At 68.5% G+C, this 23,694-nt stretch carries 23 protein-coding genes and 1 tRNA gene; 9 read left to right on the top strand and 15 right to left on the bottom strand.

Translation table 11 applies throughout. The features are described from left to right. Positions 1-122 precede the first annotated feature (122 nt). Positions 123-887 (top strand): L,D-transpeptidase, encoded by a 765-nt coding sequence (locus tag VFA08_11245; GenBank protein ID HYZ14158.1) that lies wholly within the window; start codon positions 123-125, stop codon positions 885-887. Between the two features lie 20 nt (positions 888-907). Here the strand turns inward: VFA08_11245 and VFA08_11240 are convergent, their stop codons facing one another. From VFA08_11240 to VFA08_11210, 7 genes are all read right to left on the bottom strand, one after another. Further along, positions 908-3,127, bottom strand: coding sequence for an amylo-alpha-1,6-glucosidase (locus VFA08_11240; GenBank protein HYZ14157.1), 2,220 nt, complete (start codon positions 3,125-3,127; stop codon positions 908-910). Between the two features lie 141 nt (positions 3,128-3,268). Then, positions 3,269-4,126, bottom strand: coding sequence for a homoserine kinase (gene thrB / locus VFA08_11235; GenBank protein ID HYZ14156.1), 858 nt, complete (start codon positions 4,124-4,126; stop codon positions 3,269-3,271). 10 nt (positions 4,127-4,136) lie between these two features. Next, positions 4,137-5,189 carry a threonine synthase gene (gene thrC, locus VFA08_11230; protein ID HYZ14155.1) on the bottom strand — a complete coding sequence of 351 codons (1,053 nt, stop codon included), beginning with the start codon at positions 5,187-5,189 and terminating at the stop codon, positions 4,137-4,139. Next, positions 5,189-6,499 carry a homoserine dehydrogenase gene (locus VFA08_11225; protein HYZ14154.1) on the bottom strand — a complete coding sequence of 437 codons (1,311 nt, stop codon included), beginning with the start codon at positions 6,497-6,499 and terminating at the stop codon, positions 5,189-5,191. Before VFA08_11225 ends, thrC begins: the two co-directional genes overlap by 1 nt. Beyond that, entirely contained in the window at positions 6,478-7,029 is a 552-nt protein-coding gene (locus VFA08_11220) for a GNAT family N-acetyltransferase (protein ID HYZ14153.1), read from the bottom strand. The genes VFA08_11225 and VFA08_11220 overlap by 22 nt, the downstream gene beginning before the upstream one ends. Next, on the bottom strand, positions 7,026-8,708 hold the full coding sequence (gene argS / locus VFA08_11215) for an arginine--tRNA ligase (protein ID HYZ14152.1): 1,683 nt from the start codon (positions 8,706-8,708) through the stop codon (positions 7,026-7,028). The genes VFA08_11220 and argS overlap by 4 nt, the downstream gene beginning before the upstream one ends. An 85-nt stretch (positions 8,709-8,793) precedes the next feature. Then, the gene (locus tag VFA08_11210; GenBank protein HYZ14151.1) at positions 8,794-9,171 is read right to left on the bottom strand and encodes a response regulator; all 378 of its coding nucleotides are present in this window, start codon (positions 9,169-9,171) and stop codon (positions 8,794-8,796) included. A 58-nt stretch (positions 9,172-9,229) separates the two neighbouring features. Between VFA08_11210 and VFA08_11205 the strand changes: the two genes are divergently transcribed. The 4 genes from VFA08_11205 (at position 9,230) to VFA08_11190 (ending at position 11,770) form a co-directional block, all read left to right on the top strand. Further along, a tRNA-Arg gene (locus VFA08_11205) sits at positions 9,230-9,304 on the top strand. Between the two features lie 17 nt (positions 9,305-9,321). After that, complete coding sequence (locus VFA08_11200) at positions 9,322-9,828, top strand: histidine phosphatase family protein (protein ID HYZ14150.1); 507 nt, start codon at positions 9,322-9,324, stop codon at positions 9,826-9,828. Positions 9,829-9,896: 68 nt separating this feature from the next. Next, positions 9,897-11,243 carry a M20/M25/M40 family metallo-hydrolase gene (locus tag VFA08_11195; protein HYZ14149.1) on the top strand — a complete coding sequence of 449 codons (1,347 nt, stop codon included), beginning with the start codon at positions 9,897-9,899 and terminating at the stop codon, positions 11,241-11,243. Between the two features lie 44 nt (positions 11,244-11,287). Beyond that, a complete protein-coding gene (locus VFA08_11190) occupies positions 11,288-11,770 on the top strand; it encodes a proteasome activator (protein ID HYZ14148.1) in 483 nt (160 codons plus the stop codon). A 4-nt stretch (positions 11,771-11,774) separates the two neighbouring features. On the opposite strand, the gene VFA08_11185 is transcribed toward VFA08_11190, so the two are convergent. From VFA08_11185 to VFA08_11160, 6 genes are all read right to left on the bottom strand, one after another. Continuing rightward, positions 11,775-12,989: an extracellular solute-binding protein gene (locus VFA08_11185; GenBank protein HYZ14147.1), complete on the bottom strand. Its 1,215-nt coding sequence runs from the start codon at positions 12,987-12,989 to the stop codon at positions 11,775-11,777. 31 nt (positions 12,990-13,020) lie between these two features. Continuing rightward, complete coding sequence (locus VFA08_11180) at positions 13,021-13,839, bottom strand: ABC transporter permease (protein HYZ14146.1); 819 nt, start codon at positions 13,837-13,839, stop codon at positions 13,021-13,023. Positions 13,840-13,841: 2 nt separating this feature from the next. Next, positions 13,842-14,744, bottom strand: coding sequence for an ABC transporter permease (locus tag VFA08_11175; GenBank protein HYZ14145.1), 903 nt, complete (start codon positions 14,742-14,744; stop codon positions 13,842-13,844). Positions 14,745-14,862: 118 nt separating this feature from the next. Continuing rightward, positions 14,863-16,104, bottom strand: coding sequence for an extracellular solute-binding protein (locus VFA08_11170; GenBank protein ID HYZ14144.1), 1,242 nt, complete (start codon positions 16,102-16,104; stop codon positions 14,863-14,865). Next, positions 16,101-17,204 (bottom strand): ABC transporter ATP-binding protein, encoded by a 1,104-nt coding sequence (locus VFA08_11165; protein ID HYZ14143.1) that lies wholly within the window; start codon positions 17,202-17,204, stop codon positions 16,101-16,103. Before VFA08_11165 ends, VFA08_11170 begins: the two co-directional genes overlap by 4 nt. Positions 17,205-17,313: 109 nt before the next feature. Further along, positions 17,314-18,360 (bottom strand): dihydroorotate dehydrogenase 2, encoded by a 1,047-nt coding sequence (locus VFA08_11160; protein HYZ14142.1) that lies wholly within the window; start codon positions 18,358-18,360, stop codon positions 17,314-17,316. Positions 18,361-18,389: 29 nt separating this feature from the next. Here VFA08_11160 and pyrE point away from each other — a divergent pair, with 29 nt between their 5' ends. Further along, on the top strand, positions 18,390-18,896 hold the full coding sequence (gene pyrE / locus VFA08_11155) for an orotate phosphoribosyltransferase (GenBank protein ID HYZ14141.1): 507 nt from the start codon (positions 18,390-18,392) through the stop codon (positions 18,894-18,896). Between the two features lie 24 nt (positions 18,897-18,920). Here pyrE and VFA08_11150 read toward each other — a convergent pair whose 3' ends face one another. Both VFA08_11150 and VFA08_11145 read right to left on the bottom strand, forming a co-directional pair. Next, on the bottom strand, positions 18,921-19,673 hold the full coding sequence (locus tag VFA08_11150; GenBank protein ID HYZ14140.1) for a 50S ribosomal protein L11 methyltransferase: 753 nt from the start codon (positions 19,671-19,673) through the stop codon (positions 18,921-18,923). A 43-nt stretch (positions 19,674-19,716) separates the two neighbouring features. Continuing rightward, on the bottom strand, positions 19,717-20,208 hold the full coding sequence (locus VFA08_11145) for a DUF309 domain-containing protein (GenBank protein ID HYZ14139.1): 492 nt from the start codon (positions 20,206-20,208) through the stop codon (positions 19,717-19,719). A gap of 91 nt (positions 20,209-20,299) precedes the next feature. Here VFA08_11145 and VFA08_11140 point away from each other — a divergent pair, with 91 nt between their 5' ends. The 3 genes from VFA08_11140 (at position 20,300) to VFA08_11130 (ending at position 23,580) form a co-directional block, all read left to right on the top strand. Further along, positions 20,300-21,562 carry an AI-2E family transporter gene (locus VFA08_11140; GenBank protein ID HYZ14138.1) on the top strand — a complete coding sequence of 421 codons (1,263 nt, stop codon included), beginning with the start codon at positions 20,300-20,302 and terminating at the stop codon, positions 21,560-21,562. Between the two features lie 23 nt (positions 21,563-21,585). Next, on the top strand, positions 21,586-22,686 hold the full coding sequence (locus VFA08_11135) for an FAD-dependent oxidoreductase (GenBank protein HYZ14137.1): 1,101 nt from the start codon (positions 21,586-21,588) through the stop codon (positions 22,684-22,686). A 120-nt stretch (positions 22,687-22,806) separates the two neighbouring features. Then, a complete protein-coding gene (locus tag VFA08_11130) occupies positions 22,807-23,580 on the top strand; it encodes a VIT1/CCC1 transporter family protein (protein HYZ14136.1) in 774 nt (257 codons plus the stop codon). Positions 23,581-23,694 lie beyond the last annotated feature (114 nt).

Below are 23,694 nucleotides of genomic sequence, written 5' to 3'. Positions count from 1 at the left end.
CGGACGGGTCGGGCCACGTCGGGTGACGCCGTTCGGGCAGACCCTGCTCACGGCCGTGTATCGGCTCAACACGGCTCCCGATACGGCGGAGGATGATCCCTCACAGACGTCCCTTGGTTGCCGTGATTGCCGGCGCGCTCATCGTGGCGGGCGCCATCGCAACCTGGATGCCCGCTCGCCGAGCGAACGCAGCACTGCTCTCCGCCACGGTCGGTACGACCCGCGCCGTCGTCCCAGCCGGCTGGTCCGAGAATCCGGGCCGCGCCCCACGCGGGCGAGACGGACTGCGCCACCTCCTCGTTCACGTCGAACGCGCCATGGCGATCACGGCGCGTCCTGGCGGCGGCCGGACGATTGGAACGATGCCGGCGGGCTCGAGGTACTACGACATCCCCACGGTCGCCTGGGTCCGCGACGTTTCCCCCGACGGCCGTTACGGGCTCGTCGGCGTCCCGTACGTCGGATACCGGGCAACGGGATGGATCCGACTCCGCGGACTCGACCGCTCGCACACGCGTGTGAGCGTGGAGGCGGATCTGTCGGAACACAGCATCACGGTGCGCCGCGGCGATCACGTGCTATTCCGCGCCGGGGCCGCGACGGGCGCGCCCCCGTCACCGACACCCATCGGCCGGTACTTCGTGACCGACCGAGTGCCGTTCCCCAACGGGGGGGTGCTCGGGACGTTCGCGTTCGGGATCTCGGGGATTCAGCCGAACCTTCCGCCGGGATGGGGCGGCGGCGATCAGCTCGCAATTCACGGAACCAACGACGCATCCTCGATCGGACGCTCCGCGAGCGCCGGATGCCTCCGAGTTTCGGAGGGAACGCTCGCGCGGTTGCGGCGGGTGCTCCGCTTGGGGACTCCGGTCGTGATCCACCCGTAGCGGCTATCCAGTCGGGGCCGCTACTCCTCCATCACGACGCGAACGTCGCCTTCGCGCGACAGCAGCGAGAACGACGTGATCTCACCCTCGCGACGGAACACCACGCTGATCCGGCTGTCGCCGACAGCGAGGTTTCGGACCTCGACCGTGTTGAGCCACGTCGGCAGGTGCGGCAGGTTGACCGTGAGCAGGTTCTGATGGGCTCGTGCCGAGATGCCGAGCATCGCCTGCAACATGAGGAAGGGAGAACCGGCGGCCCACGCTTGGGGCGAGCACGCAACCGGATAGCTCACGGGCCGGTTCGGCGTACGCCTGGTGAATCCGCAGAACAGTTCGGGCAGCCGCATGTAGTCCGCGTTCACCGCCGCGTCGAACAGCGCCGTGGAGACGCGGTTGGTCGAACGAGCCATGCCGTAGCGCTTGAGCCCCGCGGCGATGAGCGCATTGTCGTGCGGCCAGACCGATCCGTTGTGGTAGCTCATGGGGTTGTACGCCGCGGCCGCCTTGCTCATCGTGCGGATACCCCAGCCCGAGAACATGTCCGGCGAGAGCAGGCGCTTGGCGAGCGGAACGGCCTTCTCGTCGTCGACGATGCCACAGTACAGCGCGTGCCCCGGGTTGGAGGTGATCGTCCGCACCTGGCGTTTGTCGGCGTCGAGCGCCTGGGCGAAGTACTTCTCGTCGCCCATCCAGAACGCCTCGTTGAACTTCGCCCGCAGCGCGGCAGCCTCGTCCTCGAGTCGACGCGCGTCGTCGTCGCGACCGAGCGCGCGATACACGTCGCCCATCCGTTGCTTGGCCAGGTAGACGTAGGCCTGAACTTCGCAGAGAGCGATCGGTGGTTCGGCGAGCCGCCCGTCGGCGTGGACGACGGAGTCATATGAGTCCTTCCACCCCTGGTTCTTGATGCCTCGCGGCGAACGCGAGAGGTATTCGACGAAGCCGTCGCCGTCCAGGTCGCCGTACTCGTCGATCCAGGCCAGCGCCGCTTGTGCGGCCGGCAGGAGCTTCTCGGCGAACTCCAGGTCGCCCGTCCACCGGAAGTGCTGGGCGTACAGCAGGACGAACCACGGCGTGGCGTCGACCGAGCCGTAGTAGGGCGAGTGCGGGATGAGGCCGGCGCGCGCCAGCTCGCCCTGTCGGATCTCGTGCAGGATCTTGCCCGGTTCCTCATCGCGCCAGTCGTCTTCGATCGTCCCCTGCTTCGACGCGAGGAGCTCGAGCGCGTCGCGCGCCGGCCGTGTGTTGACCATCAGCAGCTGGTGGGAGGCGATCAGCGAGTCGCGGCCGAACACGGCGACGTACCACGGGATGCCGGCGGCGAGCACGGCCCCGCCATCGCTTTGCGTGTAGAGCGCGCGGAGATCCCGCAGACTGCGGTCGAGCAGTTCGTTGAACAGCTCGTTGTCGGTGACCACCTGCGTCGACTCGCGCTCCCACTCCTCGTACGACCGGCGCAGCTCGTGCACCGCATGGTCGAAGTCCACCGACGACGGGCGGCCGTCCTCGATGATCGGGTCGACGGACAGTCCGATCAGCTTCGTCTGGTACGGGCCGAGGTGAACCCGGAACGTAGCCGTCGCTTCGAGGTCGTCGACGTCGATGCGATCGGCGCGCGCGCCGAACTCGATCCTGGTGATCCGACGAACGCCGTCGCGTCCTTCGTAGACGAAGTCGATCCGGCCGTCCTCCACCTTCGGTGCCGCGGGGGGTTGCGATCCGTCCCGGGTCATCCCCCGGACCTCGAAGATGTCGGCGAAGTCGGCCCCGAACGCGAACTCCACGTCGATCGTGACGGGGAACGGGTTGTAGTTCTTCATCCGCACCCGCTCGAACAGCCGTCCGCTGATCGCTCGGATCCGCCGGATGTTCAGTGTCTGCTGAGGGACGGCGAGCACCTTTTCGTCGTACAGGTCCGGGTTGGTGAGATCGACGTGCGACATGTAGCCGCGCTCGGACGACGACGACAGCAGGACCGGCGCGCGCCCGTTGATCGTCAGCCGGAACCGGGAGAGGAACCGTGTGTCCTTGGAGTACAGCCCCAGGCCGTAGTCGGCCTCCTGCTCGAGGTTGCCTTCGAGATCGGAGTACAGGAAGGCGTCGCCTTCCTTGACCGCGAGCGTCTTGCTGGCGAGATCGGTGATGAGGACCGGCGACACGCCCTCTTCGGGACGCTCGGCACCGGGAGGTGATTCGACTTCCGCTCGCCTCGACTCACCGCCGAGCGGGTTGACGCTCATCGGGTCACGCCGTTCCCATCGACACCCTCCGGCGGTCGACCGAGTCTAGGTTTCGGGTGTGAGCGGTTCAATGACATCGATCACACCATCGTCGCAGGACCGTGCGGAGATAAGGTCCCGCCGCGCAGCCACGAGCAATCGTCAAGACTGGAAGACCTCGACCCCGGTCGCTCGAACGTGCACTCGGAGCACCCGCCAGCCCTCATCGGGGTCGGCGATGCGCCGACCATCGGTTTCGAACGCCAGCAGCGCCGGCCCCGAGCCGGACAGACACACCGCGTAGCCCTCCGCACGGAGCCGACGGAACACGTCCCGGACGGTCGGCGCGAGCGTGAGTCGCGCGTCCTGATGGAGCCGGTCGTCGAGCGCGCCGGGTAGCTTCGACGGGTTGCGAAGCAGTGCAACGATGGTCATCGCCGAGCGCCCGATGTTGTACACGGCGTCGTCCCGAGCGACCGTGTCGGGCAGCGCACGGCGCGCGTCCTCGGTCGAGATCCGCACACCGTCGGGGATCAGCACGACCGGCCGGAGGTCTGGATGGGGGTCGATGCGCTCGACCTGTCCGCCGCTCGCGATCACGAGCCCTCCGAAGGACGCCGCCGCCGCGTTATCGGGATGCCCCTCGAGCGCAGCGGCGATGCCGAAGGTCGTCTCGGCGTCGCTGTGGTAACCGAGGAGCGCTCGGGCGAGCGCTACGCCGGCGACGGCGGCGGCGGCGCTCGAGCCGAGGCCGCTCGCCAGCGGGATTCGATTGACGCCGTGAAGGCGATGGGCAGGGATCGAGTGGTCACTGTTCGACGCAGCCAACCGCATGGCGCGGCTCACCAAGTCGGTGCCGTCGGTGGGGAGCTCGTCGGCGCCCTCGCCCTCCCACGTCACTCCGCCGTCGGCCTCGGTGTCGATCGTTACCTCGTTGCAGAGATCGAGGGCCAGGCCGAAACAGTCGAACCCCGGTCCGAGGTTCGCCGACGTCGCGGGAACCCGCGCCGTGAGTCGCATGCCCGCGACGTTACAGGCCGAGCTCAGCCGCGACGGCGTGCGCGTCGGCGGGGATGGACGGCGGGTGTGCCGCGCCGGTGATCGCCCACTCCGGGTCCTTCAGACCGTGACCGGTCAGGACGCACACGATCGTCGACCCCTCGGGGAGACGATCCTCTCCAGCGAGCCGCAGCAGTCCCGCAACGCTCGCCGCCGACGCCGGCTCCGCGAACATCCCTTCTCGGGCGATGCGCCGATAAGCCGCGAGGATCTCGCGGTCGGTGACGGCGAGGATCGCGCCCTCGGACTCCTTTGCCGCCGCGAGCGCCTTGTCCCACGACGCCGGGTTCCCGATGCGGATCGCCGACGCGATCGTCTGGGGCGTTTTCACCGGGGCACCTTCGACGATGGGAGCAGCCCCCGCCGCCTGGAACCCGAACAGCCGTGGCGGCTCGTGGATCACGCCGTCGTTCAGGTACTCGGAGTAGCCGAGCCAGTGGCTCGAGATGTTCCCGGCGTTGCCCACGGGAACGCAGTGCACGTCCGGCGCGCGGCCGAGCGCGTCGCAGATCTCGAACGCCGCGGTCTTCTGCCCCAGCAGGCGGTGCGGGTTCACCGAGTTGACGAGCGTCACCGAAAAGGTGGACGCGAGGTCCTGTGCGAGCGCGAGCGCCGCGTCGAAGTTCCCCTCCACCTCGAGCACACGCGCGCCGTGCACAAGGGTTCCCGCCATCTTGCCCAGCGCGACCTTGCCCTTGGGGACCAGCACGGCGCACGTCACTCCCGCCTTTCCGGCGTACGCGGCGGCGCTCGCGCTCGTGTTTCCCGTCGAGGCGCAGACGACGGCTTTCGAGCCCTCCTCGAGCGCCTTGCTGATCGCGACCGTCATGCCGCGGTCCTTGAACGACCCGGTGGGGTTGGCCCCCTCGTACTTCAACCACACGTCACACCTGGTCTCGTCGGACAGGGCGTCCGAACGCACCAGCGGCGTTCCGCCTTCGCCCAGGGTGACGACGGGCGTGTCGGGGCCGACCGGGAGACGGTCGCGATACTCCTCGATCACGCCGCGCCAGGGGCGGGCCACTACTCTTCGGCCTCCACTCGAAGCACGCTTCGAACCTCCTCGACGGCTTGCACGGCGTGCAGCTCGGCGACCGCGTGCTGGAACGCCCCCTCCCGGGCTCGGTGCGTCACGAACACGAGCTGCGCGTCTCGGCCCGTGCCTTCCTGCCACACGCTCTTGATCGAGACGGCGTTGTCGCCCAAGACGCGGGCGATCTCGGCCAGCACACCCGGACGGTCCTCGACGCGCAGCAGGATGTAGTACTGACCCGTCATCTCGACCATCGGGCGGATCGTTCTCTCGTAGAAGCACGTGCAGCCGATGCCGCGCGCATCGGCAACGAGGTTCCGAGCCACCGTGATGAGGTCACCGACGACGGCGGTCGCGGTTGCACCGCCGCCCGCGCCGCGACCGTAGAACATGAGCTCGCCGACCTTCTCGCCCTCCACGAACACGGCGTTGAACGCGTCGCGCACGCTCGCGAGCGGGTGCGTGGCCGGGATCATCGCCGGGTGAACCCGCACGGCGATTCGTTCGGTGTCGTCGAGCTCCGCGATCGCGAGGAGCTTTACGACGTAGCCCAGCCGGCGCGCGAACTCGATGTCTTCCGTCGTGACACGGGAGATGCCTTCGCGGAACACGTCGCTGGCCACGACGCGGGCGTTGAAGGCGATGGAGGCGAGGATCGAGCACTTGGCCGCCGCGTCGTGCCCTTCGACGTCGGCGCCCGGGTCAGCCTCGGCGTACCCGAGCCGTTGCGCCTCACGCAGCGCATCGTCGAAGGAGCTCCTGTCGTCGGTCATCCTGGTGAGGATGTAGTTCGTCGTGCCGTTCACGATGCCGAGGACACGACGAACGCGCTCGCCGGTCAGCGATTCCTTGAGGGGCCTGATCAGCGGGATGCCACCGCCGACGGCGGCTTCGAAGTACAGGTCGAGGCCCTTCGCGTCCGACGCGTCGAACAGCTCACGTCCGCGAGTCGCCAGCAGCTCCTTGTTCGCCGTGACCACCGGCTTGTCCCGATCGAACGCGGCAAGGACCAGGGACCCCGCCGGCTCGTTGCCGCCGATCAGCTCGCAGACGATGTCGACGTCGAGGTCCTCGACGACCTCCATCGGATCGGAGACGAACCGCGACGCATCGAGCGGCACGTCGCGTCGCTTGGCCGGGTCCCGGACGGCGACACGCGCCACCTCGAGATGGCAGCCGGCGCGACGCTGGATGTCGTCGCGATGCTCGTGGAGCAGACGGATGACGGCGGCGCCGACGTTGCCGCAGCCGAGCATCCCGACGCGGAGGACGCGCTCGCTCACGGCGTGGGTCCGAGCCACAGCGCCATCAGTATCTCGTCCTCGTAGCCGTAGGACTTCTTGGCGTGCCGAACGAGCCGCCCCTCCTCGACGAACCCGAACTTGCGGTACAGGGCTCGCGCGCGGTCGTTGTGCGGGTACACGGTGAGCTCGACACGCCGGACGCCGACGCGTTCGGCCCACGCGACCGCTTCCTTCAGCAGCTCTGCACCGATCCCGCGCCCGCGGTGGCTGGAAACGACGAACATGCCGAAGGTCGCGACGTGCTTGGTTGCCGGATGGTCGTCGAGCCGGTGGATCGACAGACCGCCGACGACGCGCTCGTTCTCCACCGCGACGAGGTGCGCCGCGCTCTGCGACCACGGCCGGCGGAACCGCCGCCGATAGAACCTCGGCGTCCGGTCCACTCGTTCTGACTGGATGAAGCGCCGTTCTTCCGCCACCGATCGGAACGCCTCCAGAAACGATCCGGCGTCGCTCGGGCGCCCGAACCGGACGACCACACCGGCAGACCCGACGGGCGTTCCGGTCCGCTGCTCGAGCTCGGTCATCGGGCGCGCTCGACGTCCTCGGAGCGTTCCATCGACTCGGGTGCCGAGACGCCGAGCAGTTCCAGGAGGTTGGCAATCACCTGCTTCGTCCCGACGCACAGCCACAGCCGCGCCTGCGTCAGAGCTGCGTCGTCCGAGAGCACCGAGCACTCCGTGTAAAAGCGGTGGAAACGCCCCGCGATGTCCTGTGCCGCGTGCGTCAGCCGGTGCGGCGCGCGCCGTTCCGCTGCCGTTCGGATCTGGCGTTCGACGTCGGCGATCGCACGGAGGAGGTCGAGCTCGGCCTCGTGCGACAACCGCCACAGGTCGACCTCGTCGATGGAGCGAAGCTCGACGCGGCGCTCGGCGGCCTTTCGCAGGATGGAGGCGATCCGCGCGTGTCCGTATTGGACGTAATACACGGGATTGTCCATGCTCTGCTGCCTCACGGCCTCGATGTCGAAGTTCATCGTCGCGTCCGGGCTGAACATCAACAGGTGGAACCGCGCGGCGTCCGTACCGACCTCGTCCATCAGCTCGTCGAGCGTCACGAACGTGCCTGCGCGCTTGCTCATGGGGACAGGCTCGCCATCACGCAGGAACGCCACCCACTGGTAGACCACGAACTCGAGCGAGGACGGGTCGTAGCCGAGCGCCTGCGCCGCTCCGCGAACGCGGGCCACGTCGCCGTGGTGGTCGGCTCCCCACACGTACACGACGTGGTCGAACCCACGCGAGAACTTGTCGATGACGTAGGCGCAGTCCGCGGCGAAGTACGTGTGCCGTCCGTTCGAGCGGATCAGGACGCGATCCTTGTCGTCGCCGAACTCGGTCGAGCGGAACCACACCGCACCGTCCGCCTCGTACGCCAGGCCCGCCTGCCGCAGGCGTTGCACGGCCAGCTCGATCTCGCCGCGTTCGGCGAGCGTCCGCTCGGAGGTGTACACGTCGAAGCGCACGCCGAAGCGATCGAGCGTCGAACGGATCTGCGGCAGCACCCGCTGAACGGCTTCGTCCCGGAGCCGAAGCATCCGCTCGTCGGGCGGCAGGTCGGCGAGGCTCGGCCCGACCGCGCGAAGGATGTCCTCGGCGATGTCGGCGAGGTACGCGCCGTGGTAGCCGTCCTGCGGCACCTCGGCTTCGCGCCCCACTGCCTGGAGGTATCGCGCGACAACGCTGTCGCCGAAGCGGTCCATCTGTCCGCCGGCGTCGTTGAAGTAGTACTCGCGCAGTACCTCCAATCCCGTGAACTCGAACAGGCGAGCGAGCGCGTCGCCGATCGCGGCGTTCCGCGCGTGCCCGAGCGTCAGCGGCCCTGTCGGATTCGCGCTGACGAACTCGACCTGGACACGCCTGCCGCTCGGCGCCGACCGTCCGTACATGGCCCCCTGTGCGGCGACGTCGCGGAGCGCTCGATGGAGCCAGTCGTCCCGAACGCGGAAGTTGATGAAGCCCGGTCTCGCGATCTCCTTCGACTCGATCACGTCGGACACCGGGAGGTTGGCGACGATGATCTCCGCCACCTCGAGCGGCGGCTTACCTACCCGGCCCGCCACCTGCAGCGCGAGGTTCGTCGCGAAGTCGCCGTGCTCCTTCTGTTTGGGCTTGGTCAGGACGATCTCGGGCGGTTCGCCGTCGAGGTCGAGCCCCGACGATGCCAGCGCGGATCGCAGCAGGTCCGCGAGCGCGTCCTCGATCATGGCGATCCGTCCAGGGAGAGCATCACAACGTTCGCTCCGCTCACCATGCGGCCCTCACGTCCTCGGACGTGGCGGGCGCCGAGCATCAGCCGCCCGATCGGGCGAGCACGCGGCGGACGGTCTGCACGAGCTCGTCGGGCTCGACCGGTTTGGTGACGTACGCCTCCACGGTCGAAGCGTAGCCCCGCGCACGAGCGTCGTTGCGATCGGTCCCGGACAGCACGACGACGGGCGTCGAAGCGACACCATCGAGCTCGCGCAGGCGCTTGACCACCTCCCACCCGTCGAGGTCGGGAAGTCCGAGGTCGAGCACCATGGCATTGGGACGGGCGGCGACGGCCATCTCCAGCGCGCCGGCGCCGCTCGTGGCCGTCACCACATCGAAACCGGCGGCCCGGAAATTCACCTCGAGCATCATGAGGATCGACTTCTCGTCGTCGACGAGGAGCACCTTCGGAGCCATGGGCCGAGCATACGTGCGGTCTGTTCGGCGAAGCCCGGTTGCTAGACTTCGTTGCCTCGCCCTCGTAGCTCAGAGGATAGAGCGCCGGCCTCCGGAGCCGGGTGCGCAGGTTCGAGTCCTGCCGAGGGCGCCACCAACACGAGGGCGCCGATGAATCGTCGACTCCTACTGATACGACACGCTAAATCGAGCTGGAACGACGCCTCGCTCTCCGACCGCGATCGGCCACTCGTCGGGCGGGGGCGCAAGGCCGCAGAACGGATGGGTTCCCACCTTCGGGACGAGGGGCTGCGGCCCGACGTGGTGCTCTGCTCTCCGTCGAGGCGGACGCGGGAGACGCTGGATCTCCTGGAGTTTTCCGGCGCCGAGGTGATGTACCTCGACGAGCTCTACGCCGCGAGCCAAGACGAACTGCTCGCGAGCGCGCGGGAGGTTCGCGATGACGCCGAGGTCGTCGCCGTCGTCGGTCACAACCCCGGCATCCAGGACCTCTCGATCGAGCTCGCGAGCGACGACGCGGCGGCAGGAGCGGTTCGGCTCCGCCAGAAGTTCCCGACCTGTGCGGTGGCCGTCTTCGACGTCGACGGCGCGTGGCGCGATGTTGCTGCCGCACGCGTTCGGCTCGTGTCGTTCGTCGTGCCCAAGGAATTGCCGTAGATCACGCGCCTCGCCGAAACGAGAGCGCCGAACCTCGCGAGACGCCGCTGATATCGTTCGGGCCCAACGTGGATCGTGACGACCTCCGCGCCGCAGTCTCCAACGACATGCCGCGCACGATCGATGAGCTGGCGCGGCTCGTCCGCATCCCCTCGATCGCGTTCCCCGACTACGACACCGCGCCGGTTCGCTCATCGGCCGATATGACCGCGGAGATCCTCGAGGCAGCCGGTTTCACCGGTGTTCGGGTGATCGAGCTTCCCGACGGGGTGGAGCATCCGGCAGTGTTCGGCGAGGCGAAGGGGCCGGAGGGCGCCCCGACGATCCTGCTGTACGCGCACCACGACGTGCAGCCGGAGGGCCCGCTCGAGGAGTGGACGACCCCGCCGTTCGAACCCTCCGTTCGGGACGGACGGATCTACGGGCGCGGAACGTCTGACGACAAGTGTGGGATCGTCATGCATGCCGCGGCCCTCCGGGCATGGGACGGCAAGCCGCCCGTGACCGTGAAGGTGATCGTCGAGGGCGAGGAAGAGGCGAGCACCGCGCACCTGGACTTTCTGATCGGCGCGCACCAGGAGCTGCTCGCCGCGGACGCGGTCGGTGTCGCCGACGGGGGCAACTGGCGCACGGGCGTTCCTGCGATCGGGACCAGCATGCGAGGCGTCGTCGATTGCCGGGTCACGGTTCGCACGCTCGATCTCGCCGTGCACAGCGGCTCCTTCGGCGGCGCGGTACCCGACGCGCTGATCTCGCTCGCGCGAATGCTGGCCACCCTTCACGACGACGACGGGAACGTGGCGATCAAAGGCCTGCGGAGCTGGCCCTGGGATGGTGTCGAGATGACCGAGGAGGAGCTCCGGGAGGAGGCGCCGATCCGCCCGGGAGTCGGGTTGATCGGCTCGGGAACGATCGCCGAACGTCTGTGGTCGAAGCCGGCCGTGTCGGTCCTCGGGATCGACGCGCCGCGCGTTCGCGAGGCGTCGAACCAGCTCGTACCCGTCGCGGCGGCAAAGGTCAGCGTGCGCATCCCGCCGGAGCAGGACGCCGACGAGGCGATGGAGCTGCTGGCGAAGCACCTCGAGGAGCACGCTCCCTGGGGCGTCGAGACTCGCGTCGACAGGGGCCAGCCCGGCGCCGGGATGCGCGTGGCGAGCGACGGGCCTGCGTTCGCCGGGATGCTGCGCGCGATGGAGGCAGCGTATGGACACCCCGCCGTGCAGAGTGGAAGCGGCGGGTCGATCCCCCTCGTGCCGGTGCTCTCGCGGACCTTCCCGAAGGCAGAGATCCTCGTGTACGGCGCTTCGGACGAGAAGAGCCAGTACCACTCGATCGACGAAAGCGTCGACCTCGGCGACCTGGAACGCGCGGCCCTGGCCCAGGCATTCCTGTTCGCCGAGCTCGCAAACGGGTGACTCACGCTGCAGGCGATTCCACCGGGGCTGCTACGGTGGGCGGCATGAGCGAAGCCGCGGTGCCGCAGCCACCGGAGGTCGTCGGCCCGCCAAAGCCGGGCGATGAGGGGTCCGAATCGATCACCCAGCCGGCGAAGCTCCTACGGATCGCGAGCATGGTTCGCGAGCTCCTCGACGAGACGCGCCAGGCGTCGCTCGATGAGCCGGGCCGGGTTCGACTGCGCCAGATCTACGAGCGCGCGGTGGGCGAGCTCGTCGAGGTGCTCTCACCCGACCTGCGCGAGGAGCTCGAGACGCTCGCGCCGCCGATGAGCGGTGTGCCCACCGACGCCGAGATCCGCGTGGCGCAGGCGCAGCTCGTCGGATGGCTCGAGGGACTGTTCCATGGGATACAGGCCGCCTTGTTCGCGCAGCAAGCGGCGGCGCGGGCGCAGTTCGAGGAGCTTCGGCGCCGGGGCCTTCCGGCCGGTCAAGCACCCGGCGGCGAGAACCCTCCTGGTCCCGACATGCGCGGCCAGTACCTCTAGTCGGTTATCGACGCACGCCCTCCCACGCCTCGCGCCACGCCGGCGCGCCGGTACACGCTCGTCCGCGCTCATCGCCGCAGTCCACGGTGGGCGTACGCCACAGCTCGAGCGACGCGAGGAAGTCGCGGTCCCCGCACCGCCCGAACCGCAGGCTGTCCGCGAGATCCGCGAAGTCGCCGAGTTCTTCACGGATCAAATCGCACGCGTGCGCGTTGCTGGGAGCGCCGCCGTACCACCGCGCCATCTCGTCCTGAACCTCAGCGGAGAGCGTCCGGCCCATCCACCGCAGCATGCAGTTCGGGTGCTCGGCGTCCGCGGCGACCATCCACGTGTCCGCCCAGCCCGTCGCACCCTCCTTCGGGATGAGCGCCGCGATCGGCCGGTCCTGGATCTGCAGCAGGCTGAGAGCGATCGGCCATCCGGTCCCCACCACCACGTCTCCACTACCGAACGCCTCGATCGTGTCCGTGAAGAACGTCCAGTACAGACCGACGAGGGGGGCTTGCCGCTCGAGCAGGTTCGTGGCGGCCTCGAGCTGCGGCGGCGTCAGCTCGTACGGATCGTCGATTCCGAGCTCTGGCTGAGTGGCAGATAGGTAGAGCGCGGCGTCGGCGATTGACATCGGCGAATCCAGCATGGCGATCCGGCCGCCGTATTTCGTGTCCGGCTCGTACACGACGTCCCAGCTGGTCGGTTTGGGACGAACGGCCCGCTCGTCGAACATCAGGAAGTTCGGCCCGTACAACGCGGGAACACCGAACACGTCGCCCTCGACGATGTAGTGACGTGCGTTGCTGCCGCGGAGCGGCGCGAGCACTCGGTCCCATCCCGGGATGATCTCGGGATCGACCGCGGCGACCGTCCGCCGATTGATGAGCTCGCGCGCGACGTCGCCCGGGACCGAGGCCCCGTCGAATCCGGAGTCCTCGGTGGTCAGCAGCTCGAGCATCTCGTCGCCGGAGTCCGCGTATTGAACGTTGACCGTGCACCCCGTTTCGCGCTCGAACGGGGTGACCCAGTCGAACGCCGGGTCGCTCGACCCGTCCTCGACGTAGCCGGCGAACGCAAGCAGGTTGAGCTCCCCTTCGGAGTCCCCGACCTCGCCCAGGACGACGATGGGCTCGATGACCGGCGGCTCCTCGTCGTCGTCGTCGGAACATGCGGCGCCGACGAGCAAACTGGCGGCGACGAGCGCGACAATGGAGCGTCGTCCGAGCATAACCGTCGAAGGCTACCGGCGGTGATGCTCCCTACGGTGGAGCCGCGGTCCTCGCGGCCGGCGTCCGCGCGTCGGGGCCGGCGGCGAGTCGCTGGGCGATGTAGATCGGCACGAACATGACGAGGATGACCGCCAGCGCGACCACGTTCACGACGGGGCGGTTTCGCGGGAGCCGGAGGTTGTTGTAGATGAATTTTGGGACCGTCGTCGTGCTGCCGGCCGTGAAGTTCGTCACCACGATCTCGTCGAACGACAGCGCGAACGCCAGCAACGCGCCCGCCACGAGCGCCGTTCGTATCGCAGGGAACGTTACGTAGCGGAACGTCTGCCAGCCGTCGGCGCCCAGATCCATCGACGCCTCGATGAGCGACGTCGGCGATCGGCGCAGCCGCGCGATCACGTTGTTGTAGACCACAACGATGCAGAACGTCGCGTGACCGATCACGATCGTCAGGATGCCGAAGCTGATCCCGAAGTTGTTGATCGACGTGTTCAGCGCGATCGCCGTGACGATGCCCGGTAGCGCGATGGGCAGAACGAGGAGGAACGAGACAGAGTTCCGGCCGAAGAACCGAAACCGATGAACGGCGAACGCCGCGGCGCTTCCCAGCAGCAGGGCGACCAGCGTGGCCAGCACGGCAACCTCCAGCGAGTTGGCGAGCGCCTCGCGAACCTTGGGCTCACGCCACGCGACGCCGAACCACTTCGTCGTGTACTCCTCGATGGGCCAGGCCTGTCCGATGCTGTCGTTGAAGGCGTAGAGAACGACGATCCCGATGGGGACGTACAGGAACAGCAGTGTGAACACGGTTCCGCCCTTGATCAGCCACCTCGCGGTCCGAGACTCCACCGCTACAGCGCCTCGAACGCGCCGGCCCGCTTGGCCCCGTACAGGTAGACGGCCATGATGGCCACAGGCACGAGCGCGTACGCCGCTGCCAGCGGCAGGTTTCCGGCAACACCCACGTTGTCGAAGATGACGTTGCCGATGAACTGCGTGTTTCCGACGAGCTCCGGCGTGATGTAGTCGCCGAGCGTCAACGAGAACGAGAAGATCGAGCCGGCGACGACGCCCGGCAGGATCAGCGGCAGCACTACGCTCCGGAAGGTGGTCCATCCTCTGGCCCCGAGGTCGGCCGACGCCTCGAGGAACGACGAGGGGACCCGCTCGAGCGCCGCGTACACAGGAAGCAGCGTGAAGGGCAGCCACAGGTAGACGAACGTGATCCAGACCGACCAGTTCGACCGGCCGAGCTGCAGAGCTCCGAACGGGGTCAGCTCGACCAGCCAGTTGAGGAAGCCGTTCGGGGTGAGGATCAGCTTCCACGCGAAGATCCGGACGAGGTAGTTCGCCCACAGAGGCAGCACGACGGCGATGAGCAGGGCGTTCCGCATCCGCGGCGTCGCCATCCGTGCGGCGTAGTAGGCGAGCGGGAACGACAGCACGAGGTCGGTGAGGGTCACCGCCACCGAGATCCCGACCGTGCGAAGCGCGATCGTCCGGTACACGTCGACGTCGAGGAGCGTCTGGAAGTTCGACAGGCTGAAACCGCGAACGATCTCCGCGGTGAACACGTCGAGGTGCCAGAACGCCGCGAACAACAAGAGTGCGAGCGACCCGAGGTAGATCACGAGGAACCACGTCAGTGGTCCCCCGAGCGACAGCCCCAGCTTCAGCCAGGGGTGGCGGAACAGGAACGCCGACAGCCGGCGGGCCGCGCTCTCGCGCGGCGGCGCTTCGGCGATGGTCGCCACGTGATCCCCTTCCTCGCCGAGGTGCCGACGTTCGGTTCACTCACCGAGCTTCGCCCCGGCCTTGGGCGCGGCGCTCCGGGGATGACATCCCCCGGTGCGCCCGTCGATCCACTCGAAACTACGCCCCCCGGATCTCGGTCCAGGCCTGCGTCCACTCCGAATAGTCGATGCAGGAGTCCCCGCGGTCGTCGCCGCACGCGACCTGCGGCGTCTTCCACAGGTGGATCGAGTTGAGGAACTCCGCGTCTCCGCAGAACGAGTACTCGACCGAGTCCACGAGGTCCTCGCCGCCCTGGCCGAGGGACTCGGCGATCAGGTCGCACGACTCGGTGTTGGATCCGGCGGCGCCGTAGTAGACGCCCACCTCGGCCTGCACGTCGGGCTGAAGGGTCCACTCCATCCACTTCAGCATGCAGTTGGGGTGGGGTGCGTTGGCCGAGATCATCCATGTGTCGGCCCACCCGGTCACCCCCTCGTCGGGGATGATCGCGGCCGCTGGGGCGTCCTTCGAGTACGTGAAGTTCACCGGCCACGCCGTCCCGATCACCATCGACCCGTCGAGGAACCCGTCGATCTCGTCGGTGTACAGCGACCAGTACGAGGCGACGATCTCACGCTGCTCCTGGAGCTGGGCGATGACGGCGTCGAACTGCTCCTGGGTGAGCTCGTAGGGATCCGTGATCCCCAGATCCGGGTTCGTGGCCATCAGGTACATGGCCGCGTCGGCGATGAAGATCGGGTCGTCGTACGCCGTGACCTTTCCCGCGTAGGGCGAGTCGGACTCGAACGTGACGTCCCAGCTCGTCGGGGCGGGGTCGACGACGTCCGTGTTGTACATGAGGAAGTTCGGCCCATACATGTACGGCGTGCCGTACATGTTCCCGTCGACGACGTAATGGGAGTTGTTCGTCCCCGTGTCCGGGTGGAGCGGCGCGATGACGTTGTCCAAGTCCGGGAACAGCGCTGGATCGACGGCACCGACGTCACCCGCGGCGATGAGTCGGTTGCTGGCGTTCCCCGAGGCCGACACGCCGTCGTAGACCTCGCCGCCGCCCTGCCGCATGAGCGTGACCATCTCGTCGGAGGTGTCCGCGTAGGTCTGGTTCACTTGGCACCCCGTCGCGTCCTCGAACGGCGTGACCCAGTCGTACTCCTCGTATCCCTCCGTCGTCCCGTCCTCGGTGTATCCGTGCCAGGCGATCAGCTCGAGCTGACCCTCGAGCTCGCCGATCTCGTCGTAGACCACGGGCGGCTCGGTCATGCCGTCGCCGGCGCCGGCGCCGCCGTCATCCTCTCCACACCCGGCCGCCACGATCGCCAGAACGAACGCGACGGCGAGCGTGCGTTGGATCTTGGTCATGCGTCCTCCTCCCCCTGCTCCGAGGATCCTGGGCCGGCGGCGTCCTGCACCGGCCGGTTGTTGTCCTTGTTCCACGCCAGGCGAACGGCCTGTCCCTTCACCCGCAGCGCCTCCATCGATGACGTGGTGAGGTTCTGCTGGAAAACGACCAGCTCGCCGCCGGCGTCGAGCGCCACGATGTACTTCGTGAGCGCGCCGATGTAGACAACGTCGCGCACGTGACCGGTCGCAGACCACTCGTCGTGGTTCGCAGACGAGGCGACGCCGGTCATGTGGATCTTCTCCGGCCGGATCGTGAAGGCTTCGGGCGACCCCGTGATCCGGCTGGCGACCTCGCCGGATAGCACGTTCGACGTACCGACGAACCCCGCCACGAACCCCGTCGCGGGTCGCTCGTACACCTCGGCCGGCGTGCCGACCTGCTCGATGCGCCCGGCGCTGAACACGGCGAGCCGGTCGCTCATCGTGAGTGCTTCCTCCTGATCGTGGGTCACGTAGACGAACGTCAGCCCGACCCGCCGCTGGATCTCCTTGAGCTCGATCTGCATCGCCTGGCGCAGCTTGAGATCGAGCGCGCCGAGCGGCTCGTCGAGCAGCAGCACCTTCGGCCTGTTGACCAGCGCGCGAGCGAGCGCGACGCGCTGCCGCTGACCGCCCGAGAGCTGCGATGGCTTCCGCCCCCCGAGCCCGGACAGTCGAACCATGCCCAGCGCCTCGGCCGCACGTTTGAGTCGCTCCGCGGCCGGAACCTGCTTGACCTTCAGGCCGTACTCGACGTTCTCCTCGACCGACATGTGTGGGAACAGCGCGTAGTCCTGGAAGACCGTGTTGACGTCGCGGTCGTACGGGGGGAGATCGGTCACGTCCTGGCCGCCCAGGAAGACACGCCCTTCGGTCGGCGCCTCGAACCCCGCGATCAAGCGGAGACACGTCGTCTTGCCGGATCCGGAGGGACCGAGCATCGAGAAGAACTCGCCCTCGGCGACGTCGAGGTCGATGCCGTCGACGGCCGTGACCTCACCGAAGCGCTTGCGCACCCCGGCCAGCCGGACGGCGGCACCCGCACGTGCGTCGGTACGGGCGTCGTCGAGCTCTGTCACCGGCTGCGCCAATCCCCCTCCGTCCGGCGTGTAGACGCCTGTGCGCGAACCGCGCAATCTTGAACGGGAAGGTCCGCAGCGGCAACCCAGCGACGCGGTTGGGTCGGTGTCAGCGAACGACCGGCGCTTCGACGTCCTGAAGCGCAGACGCGAGTCCCGACGTGAGGGAACGGACGACGCGAGGCCCCTGGAAGATCAGTGCCGTGTAGATCTGTACGGTCGCCGCTCCCGCCTCGAGGCACATTCGCGCTTCCGCCGCCGACCCGACCCCGCCGCAGGCGTTGACCGGCACCTCCGCGCGCGTGGCGGCAACGACGCGCTCGACGATGCGTGGTGTTTCGTCGAACAGTGCACGTCCCGACAGCCCTCCCACGGCCCTCGACAGGCGCCACTCCCGAACGAGCCGGGTGTTGGAGCACGTTAGGCCGTCGGCGCCGCCGTCGATCGCGACCGAGGCCATCGCGAGCACTGCGTCGCGTTCGGCGTCCCCACGGAACGGCGGGAGCTTCACGAACAGCGGTGTCCGATGGGCACCAAACGCGGCCAGCAGTTCCGCGAGGTGCGCCTCGTTGTCGCGGTCACGCCCCCACGACACGTTCGGACAGCTCGCGTTGAGCTCTATCGCGTCTACGTGCGGTTCGAGGAGCGCGTGCGTCTCGACGACGTCGTGAACCGCCTCGTCGGCGATGCTGGCGAACCGGGGGGAGGTTCGAGGTGTCCCAGCGAGCGCCCGAGCCGCCGCAACCGCCCCGGGGTTCGGTAACCCCATCGCGTTCACCATCGACGACCGATGCTCGTACCGCACGATCGTCGGGCGCGGGTTCCCCCGTCGCGGAGCGCGGGTGAACGTGCCCGCGACGACGTAGCCGAATCCGAGACGACCGAGCGCACCGAGGCGGCGACCCGTCTTGTCGAAGCCGGCGGCCAGACCGACGGGGTTTGCCAGTTCGATCCCGGCGAGCGACGTTCGCAGAGCGGGATCGGTGACGGCGCCGCCGATGCGCTCCCACGGGAGCGGCAGCCCCAGCGCGGTGTGCGCGACGTGATGGGTCGTCTCCGGCGGAATGGCGAACAGCCCGCGCCGCACCGTTCGGTACAGGTCCATCGGTCCCCCCACCCCGAAGCCGAACAACGCTCGCCGGCGCTCGCTCTGCAAGTACCCCGGGCCCCCTATGCTACGCGTCGATGTCAGACGACATCGCGCACAGATTGCTCGAGGTGTCGGAGCTCCACGGCGACTTCGTGTTGTCCTCGGGGAAACGGTCGCCCGTCTACTTCGACAAGTTCCGCTTCCTCAGCGACCCGGACCTGTTGAGAGAGACGGCTCGCGCCGTCGCGCGGCTTCTCCCCGAACACGTGACGCACCTCGCCGCGCCGGAAGGAGCGGCGACGCTGCTCGTCGCGGCGGTCGCGCTCGAGACGAGCCGGAGGATCGTGGTGGTGCGTAAACAGGCGAAGGCGTACGGAACGCAGTCGCTCGTCGAAGGGGATGCGCCGGACGGCGCGCAGATCGCGCTGATCGAGGACGTCTCGACGACGGGCACGCAGGTGCTCGCGGCGGCGAGTGCGCTCGAGAACGCAGGTTGCACGATCGCGCTCATCGTGCTGGCGATCGATCGAGGCGGCGCAAAGCGACTGCGAGAGGCGGGATACGACGTGTCGTCCGTCGCGGTGGTACGCCGGAGCGACTGAGCGAACGGGGTCGTCGAGGCGACGTCAGCTGGTCGTGAGCGCGCGATCCGAGACGGCGGGCATCTCGCACCGCCACACTTGGAGGCGCCACAGCAGACGGCTTCCTCGCGCGTGGAGGTGGAGGATCCCCTCCTTCATCATCCTCGCCACCGCCTTCGAACTCGCGACGACGTCGGGCAACGGGAACTCGCGCTCGAGAAGCGACTGAAGGTTCGCGGCACCGAAGATCCGACGCGCCACCTCCAGGATGCTGTTCTCCGCCTGAATCGTTCCGGTTGGGAGATACAGGCGGCCACCCGGTCGCAGGCACCCGTTCTCACGGATGCTCTCCAGCATCGCCGCGGGAAGCTCCGCACCGGTCGGACCGCCCGCGTGACCTTCGGGGAACCAGCCGGATACGGCGGCGATCTCGTCCGGGATCCCCGATACGTCGCCGATGATCACGTCGGCCTGGATGCTTCGAACGGGCTCGAGCAGGTTGCCGACGCGGAACTCGACGCGGTCGTCGACGCCGAGCCGCTCGGCGTTCCGGGTTGCGACGGCGACCGACGCTTGCGACAGATCGACCCCGTAGACGTGCCTGGCTCCGAGGTTGGCGGCGACGAATGACAGGACGCCGCTTCCCGACCCGACGTCGATCACCGTGTCGCCGGGCTGGATCTCGAGCGCCTCGGCGATCGTGCGGCTCGTGTGCGTGGGTGCGAAGACACCGGGGTTGACCTCGATCGTGAACGGGCCGGTCCGGCCCTTCCAGTCGAGCAGATCGGGTGCGCTCATTGGTGGCCAATGGTGCGGGTTGGAGAGCCGCTCAGTCAACCGATCAAACGACCGGTTGTTCGAACGCGGCGGCCTCTCCAGGCACGACGTCACCGCGGTCGATCGCCGCGGCGAGCGCATCGGCGCGATCGGCGACGTCCGTGGTGCGGATGCCCCGATGCATCGAGGGGTAACGCCGAAGGCGGCCGGAGCCTCTCGTCAACAGCCTAATCGCCCCGTGGGCGTTTCCCCTCAGCAGGTGGGTATAGCCGGCGCCGAGCTGCGACAGTCCCTTGAAGAACTCGGCGTCGTCGGTGTCCCGCGACTGCTTCCACGCCGTCTCCCAGGCCTCGTGCGCGGGGAAGAACCGCCCGTGGTTCAGATGCTCTCGCGCGAGACGGTGGTTCTCCTCGACGGAGAACGACTCGTAGTCTTCGAGATGCAACGTGTTCTCGGTATCCCACGGCTGTGGACGGCCGAGCTCGTCGCGCGGCCGCTCCGGCTTGTTGCGCGTCGTCGTGGGCTTCCCCGTCTTGCCCGTCGCCTCGCGCGCCATGCGTTCATCGTACGGTTTCTCCGCGCCGAACCGGCACGGCGCCGCGGAATCGTTGCTGGCGCGGCCCACGCACGGCCGATACCCTGCCGACATGGACCCGGCGCACGAGACGGCGGAGAAGACCGAGCCACCGGTCACCGAAGCGCAGGCGCGGGGCGCCCAGGAGGTCCGACGTCGCGCCGTGATCGCCTCTCCGAGCGGGATGCCGACATGGATCCCCAAGCTTCTGTTGCAGATCGTCTTCACGGTATTCGCGGCCTACGCCGCGTTCTCCATCTTTCGTCGGCTGCGAGACCTCGTCGTGTGGCTCATCACCGCGCTGTTCCTCTCGTTCGCCCTGGAACCAGGCGTCAACTGGCTGGTCGGGCGGGGGTGGCGGCGCGGGGCCGCCACGGCGGTTCTGCTGTTCGCGCTCGCCCTCCTCGTCGTGGTGATCATCGCGCTGATGGTTCCGCTCGTGATCGACCAGGTGCAGGAGCTCGTTCAGCGCCTCCCCGGTTTCCTGGCAGAAGCAAGCGTCTACACCGAGCGATGGTTCGATATCGAGCTCACCAGCGAGCGGCTCCTCGAGCAGATCGCCGGGGCACAGACGAGCGTGGCTCGTCTCGCCGCGAACGTCGCCTCGATCGGTGCGTTCCTGGTGAGCGTGCTGTTCCAGCTGCTGACGATCGGCCTGTTCACGTTCTACCTCGTCGCCGACGGGCCGAGGTTTCGGCGCGTCGTCTGCTCGCTGCTCCCGCCGCGGCGGCAGCGAGAGGTTCTCTCCGCGTGGGAGGTGGCGATCGACAAGACGGGCGGATACCTGTATTCGCGCCTGCTCCTTGCCGTCATCAACGCCGCCTTCACGTACGTGGTCCTCCGGGTGCTCGGCGTGCCGTTCGCGTTGCCGCTCGCGATCTGGCAGGGGTTCGTCTCACAGTTCATCCCGGTCGTCGGCACCTACATCGCGGCTGCGGTGCCGCTCCTCGTTGCACTCCTCGAGGACCCGATCGGGGCGCTGTTCTTCCTGATCTTCGTCCTGGTCTATCAGCAGATCGAGAACTACCTGCTGGCGCCGCGGATCACCGCTCGAACAATGCAGCTCCATCCGGCGGTCGCGTTCGGCGCGGCGCTGGCCGGCGGTTCGATCAACGGACTCCTCGGCGCGTTCATCGCCCTGCCCGCAGCGGCCGTGATCCAGGCGACCGTGTCGACGTACCTGACGCGCCACGAGGTGATCGAGTCCCAGCTGACGCGCGAGGACGAGACGACGCTCAGCCCGGCGGAGATCGCCGGGACGGACGAAGACTCCGACAAACGCGAGTCCGGGATCATGGCGCGGATGCGGTCGCGGCTCCGCCGAAACGGCGACTGACATCCGCCGATACGCTCGGGACCGTGACACAACGCTTCGATGTGATCGTCGTCGGAGCCGGCGCGATCGGCACCTCTGCCGCTCGATGGCTCGCCTCCCGTGGACGAAGCACGTTGCTGCTCGAGCGGTACGAGATCGGGCATGCCCGGGGGAGCTCGGGTGGACCGACCCGGGTCTTCCGTCTGACCTATGACCACCCCGACTACGTCCGAATGGCCCGCCGGGCGCTCGAGGAGTGGCGTGCCCTGGAGGGAGAGGTCGGCGAGCCGCTGATGGTCACGACGGCCGGCCTCGACATTGGAAGGGCCGGGCGGTCGTCGGCGGAGGCGCTGGAGGCGGCGGGCGAGAGGTTCGAGTACCTCCCCGACAAAGCGGTGACCGAGCGATGGCCGGCGCTCCGCCTCGACTCCACGACCGAGGTGTTCGTCCAGGAGGACGGCGGCGTCTGCATGGCCGAGCGCACCGTGCTCGCACAGGCCAAGCTCGCCGTAGACCTCGGCGCAACGTTGCTCGAGAACACGCACGTGCTCCAGGTGGTGGCTCGCGGAGACCGAGCCGAGGTCCGGACCGACGCCGAGGCGTACGACGCGGGAGTCGTCGTCGTCACCGCCGGTCCGTGGGCGCGTCGGCTGCTGCTCGGCGCGGGGATCGACGTCCCGCTCGAGCCGAGCTTCGAACAGGTCACGTACTTCGCGCTCGACGACCCCTCACCGCTGCCGACCGTGATCGACTGGGACGTGACGCCGCCGCGGACGCCGTACACGGTCCCCGATCCGACGCGCCCCGGCCACTTCAAAGTGGCGTTGCACATGTCGGGGCCGCCGGTGGACGCCGACGAGCGATCGTTCGAGCCCGATCGGGAACGTGAGCGCCGCGTGATCGAGTACGCCGCGGACAGGTTCGCGCCGCACGTTCCCGACGGCGGCACCGAAACGTGCCTCTACACGAATACGCCGGACGAGGACTTCGTCTTCGATCGCATCGGCCCGATCGTGGTCGGCTCGCCGTGCAGCGGACACGGGTTCAAGTTCGCCCCCCTGAGCGGCTTGGTCCTCGCGGACCTCGCGGTGGGGCGGGAGCCGGCGATCCCGATCGACCGCTTTGCCGCGAGCCGCTTCGCCTAGACCTCGGCCCAAAGGTACGGTGCTCGAGATGAACACCCGGCGGGTACGTTGACCGGCGGCCGGGCATCACCCCGGGGCGGCGAGCAGCTCTCGTCCGCGGATCTCACGACGAAGTCGCGGTTGAACCTGCTGTCTCAGGTGGTGCGGGGGATGCGAGGACGTCAGTGGCGCGTCGTACCGCATCCGGGGCCGATCGGCGGCGAGCAACACACCGGTGGAAGGTCGGGCGCACTGCGCGCGGCGATCTTCGGCGTCAACGACGGCCTGGTCTCGAACCTGTCGCTGATCTTCGGCGTTGCCGGAGCCAGGGTGGACAACGAAGTCGTCATCCTGGCCGGCATCGCCGGTCTGCTCGCGGGGGCGTTCTCGATGGGGGCGGGCGAGTACATCTCCGTGCGCGTGCAGCGCGAGGTGTTCGAACGACTCATCCATCTGGAGGCCCATGAGATCGGTTCGGAACCGGAGGCCGAACGCGAAGAGCTGGCCGCGATCTACGTCCGCAAGGGGCTGCCGGTTGACCTCGCCGACCGCCTGGCGACCGAGCTGATGAAGGATCCCGCCGTCGCGCTGGAGACGCATGCGCGCGAGGAGCTCGGGCTCGATCCCCAGATGGGCCTCGGGTCGCCCGTCGCGGCCGCCAGCGCGTCGTTCGTGACGTTCGCCTCCGGCGCACTCCTTCCACTGCTGCCGTTCCTGTTCGCGTCGGGCGGCGCCGCGATACTGGCCTCCGCCGTGCTCTCGGGCGCGGCCCTGTTCGGTGTCGGCGCGGCCATGACGTACCTGACTGCGCGCGGGGCGATCTACTCGGGAGCTCGAATGCTCGCGATCGGCGCTGTCGCCGCGGCCATCACGTACATCGTGGGCAGGGCGCTCGACGTCGGCGTGGGGATCTGAAGATCAGCGCAGCGTCACGGTTCGAGCGGCTCCGCCGGCGCGCCGATCATCTCCTCGAGCGCGCTTCGGAGCGACTCGTATCGGCGGTCGCCGAGCTCGCGGCGAGCTCGCGCC

Source organism: Actinomycetota bacterium (assembly GCA_035640355.1).
Lineage (GTDB): Bacteria > Actinomycetota > UBA4738 > UBA4738 > HRBIN12 > CALGFI01.
Note: the sequence above shows the minus strand (reverse complement) of the source record. Positions and strands in the feature narration are given on the sequence as shown.

Bases quoted from the DNA above. Each gene is read 5' to 3' on its own strand.
- VFA08_11140 (HYZ14138.1), top strand. From the start codon at position 20,300: ATGGACCCGGCGCACGAGACGGCGGAGAAGACCGAGCCACCGGTCACC.
- VFA08_11220 (HYZ14153.1), bottom strand. From the start codon at position 7,029: ATGACCGAGCTCGAGCAGCGGACCGGAACGCCCGTCGGGTCTGCCGGT.
- VFA08_11150 (HYZ14140.1), bottom strand. From the start codon at position 19,673: ATGAGCGCACCCGATCTGCTCGACTGGAAGGGCCGGACCGGCCCGTTC.
- pyrE (HYZ14141.1), top strand. From the start codon at position 18,390: ATGTCAGACGACATCGCGCACAGATTGCTCGAGGTGTCGGAGCTCCAC.
- VFA08_11170 (HYZ14144.1), bottom strand. From the start codon at position 16,104: ATGACCAAGATCCAACGCACGCTCGCCGTCGCGTTCGTTCTGGCGATC.
- VFA08_11210 (HYZ14151.1), bottom strand. From the start codon at position 9,171: ATGGCTCCGAAGGTGCTCCTCGTCGACGACGAGAAGTCGATCCTCATG.
- thrB (HYZ14156.1), bottom strand. From the start codon at position 4,126: ATGCGACTCACGGCGCGGGTTCCCGCGACGTCGGCGAACCTCGGACCG.
- VFA08_11240 (HYZ14157.1), bottom strand. From the start codon at position 3,127: ATGAGCGTCAACCCGCTCGGCGGTGAGTCGAGGCGAGCGGAAGTCGAA.
- argS (HYZ14152.1), bottom strand. From the start codon at position 8,708: ATGATCGAGGACGCGCTCGCGGACCTGCTGCGATCCGCGCTGGCATCG.
- VFA08_11190 (HYZ14148.1), top strand. From the start codon at position 11,288: ATGAGCGAAGCCGCGGTGCCGCAGCCACCGGAGGTCGTCGGCCCGCCA.
- VFA08_11200 (HYZ14150.1), top strand. From the start codon at position 9,322: ATGAATCGTCGACTCCTACTGATACGACACGCTAAATCGAGCTGGAAC.
- VFA08_11185 (HYZ14147.1), bottom strand. From the start codon at position 12,989: ATGCTCGGACGACGCTCCATTGTCGCGCTCGTCGCCGCCAGTTTGCTC.
- VFA08_11145 (HYZ14139.1), bottom strand. From the start codon at position 20,208: ATGGCGCGCGAGGCGACGGGCAAGACGGGGAAGCCCACGACGACGCGC.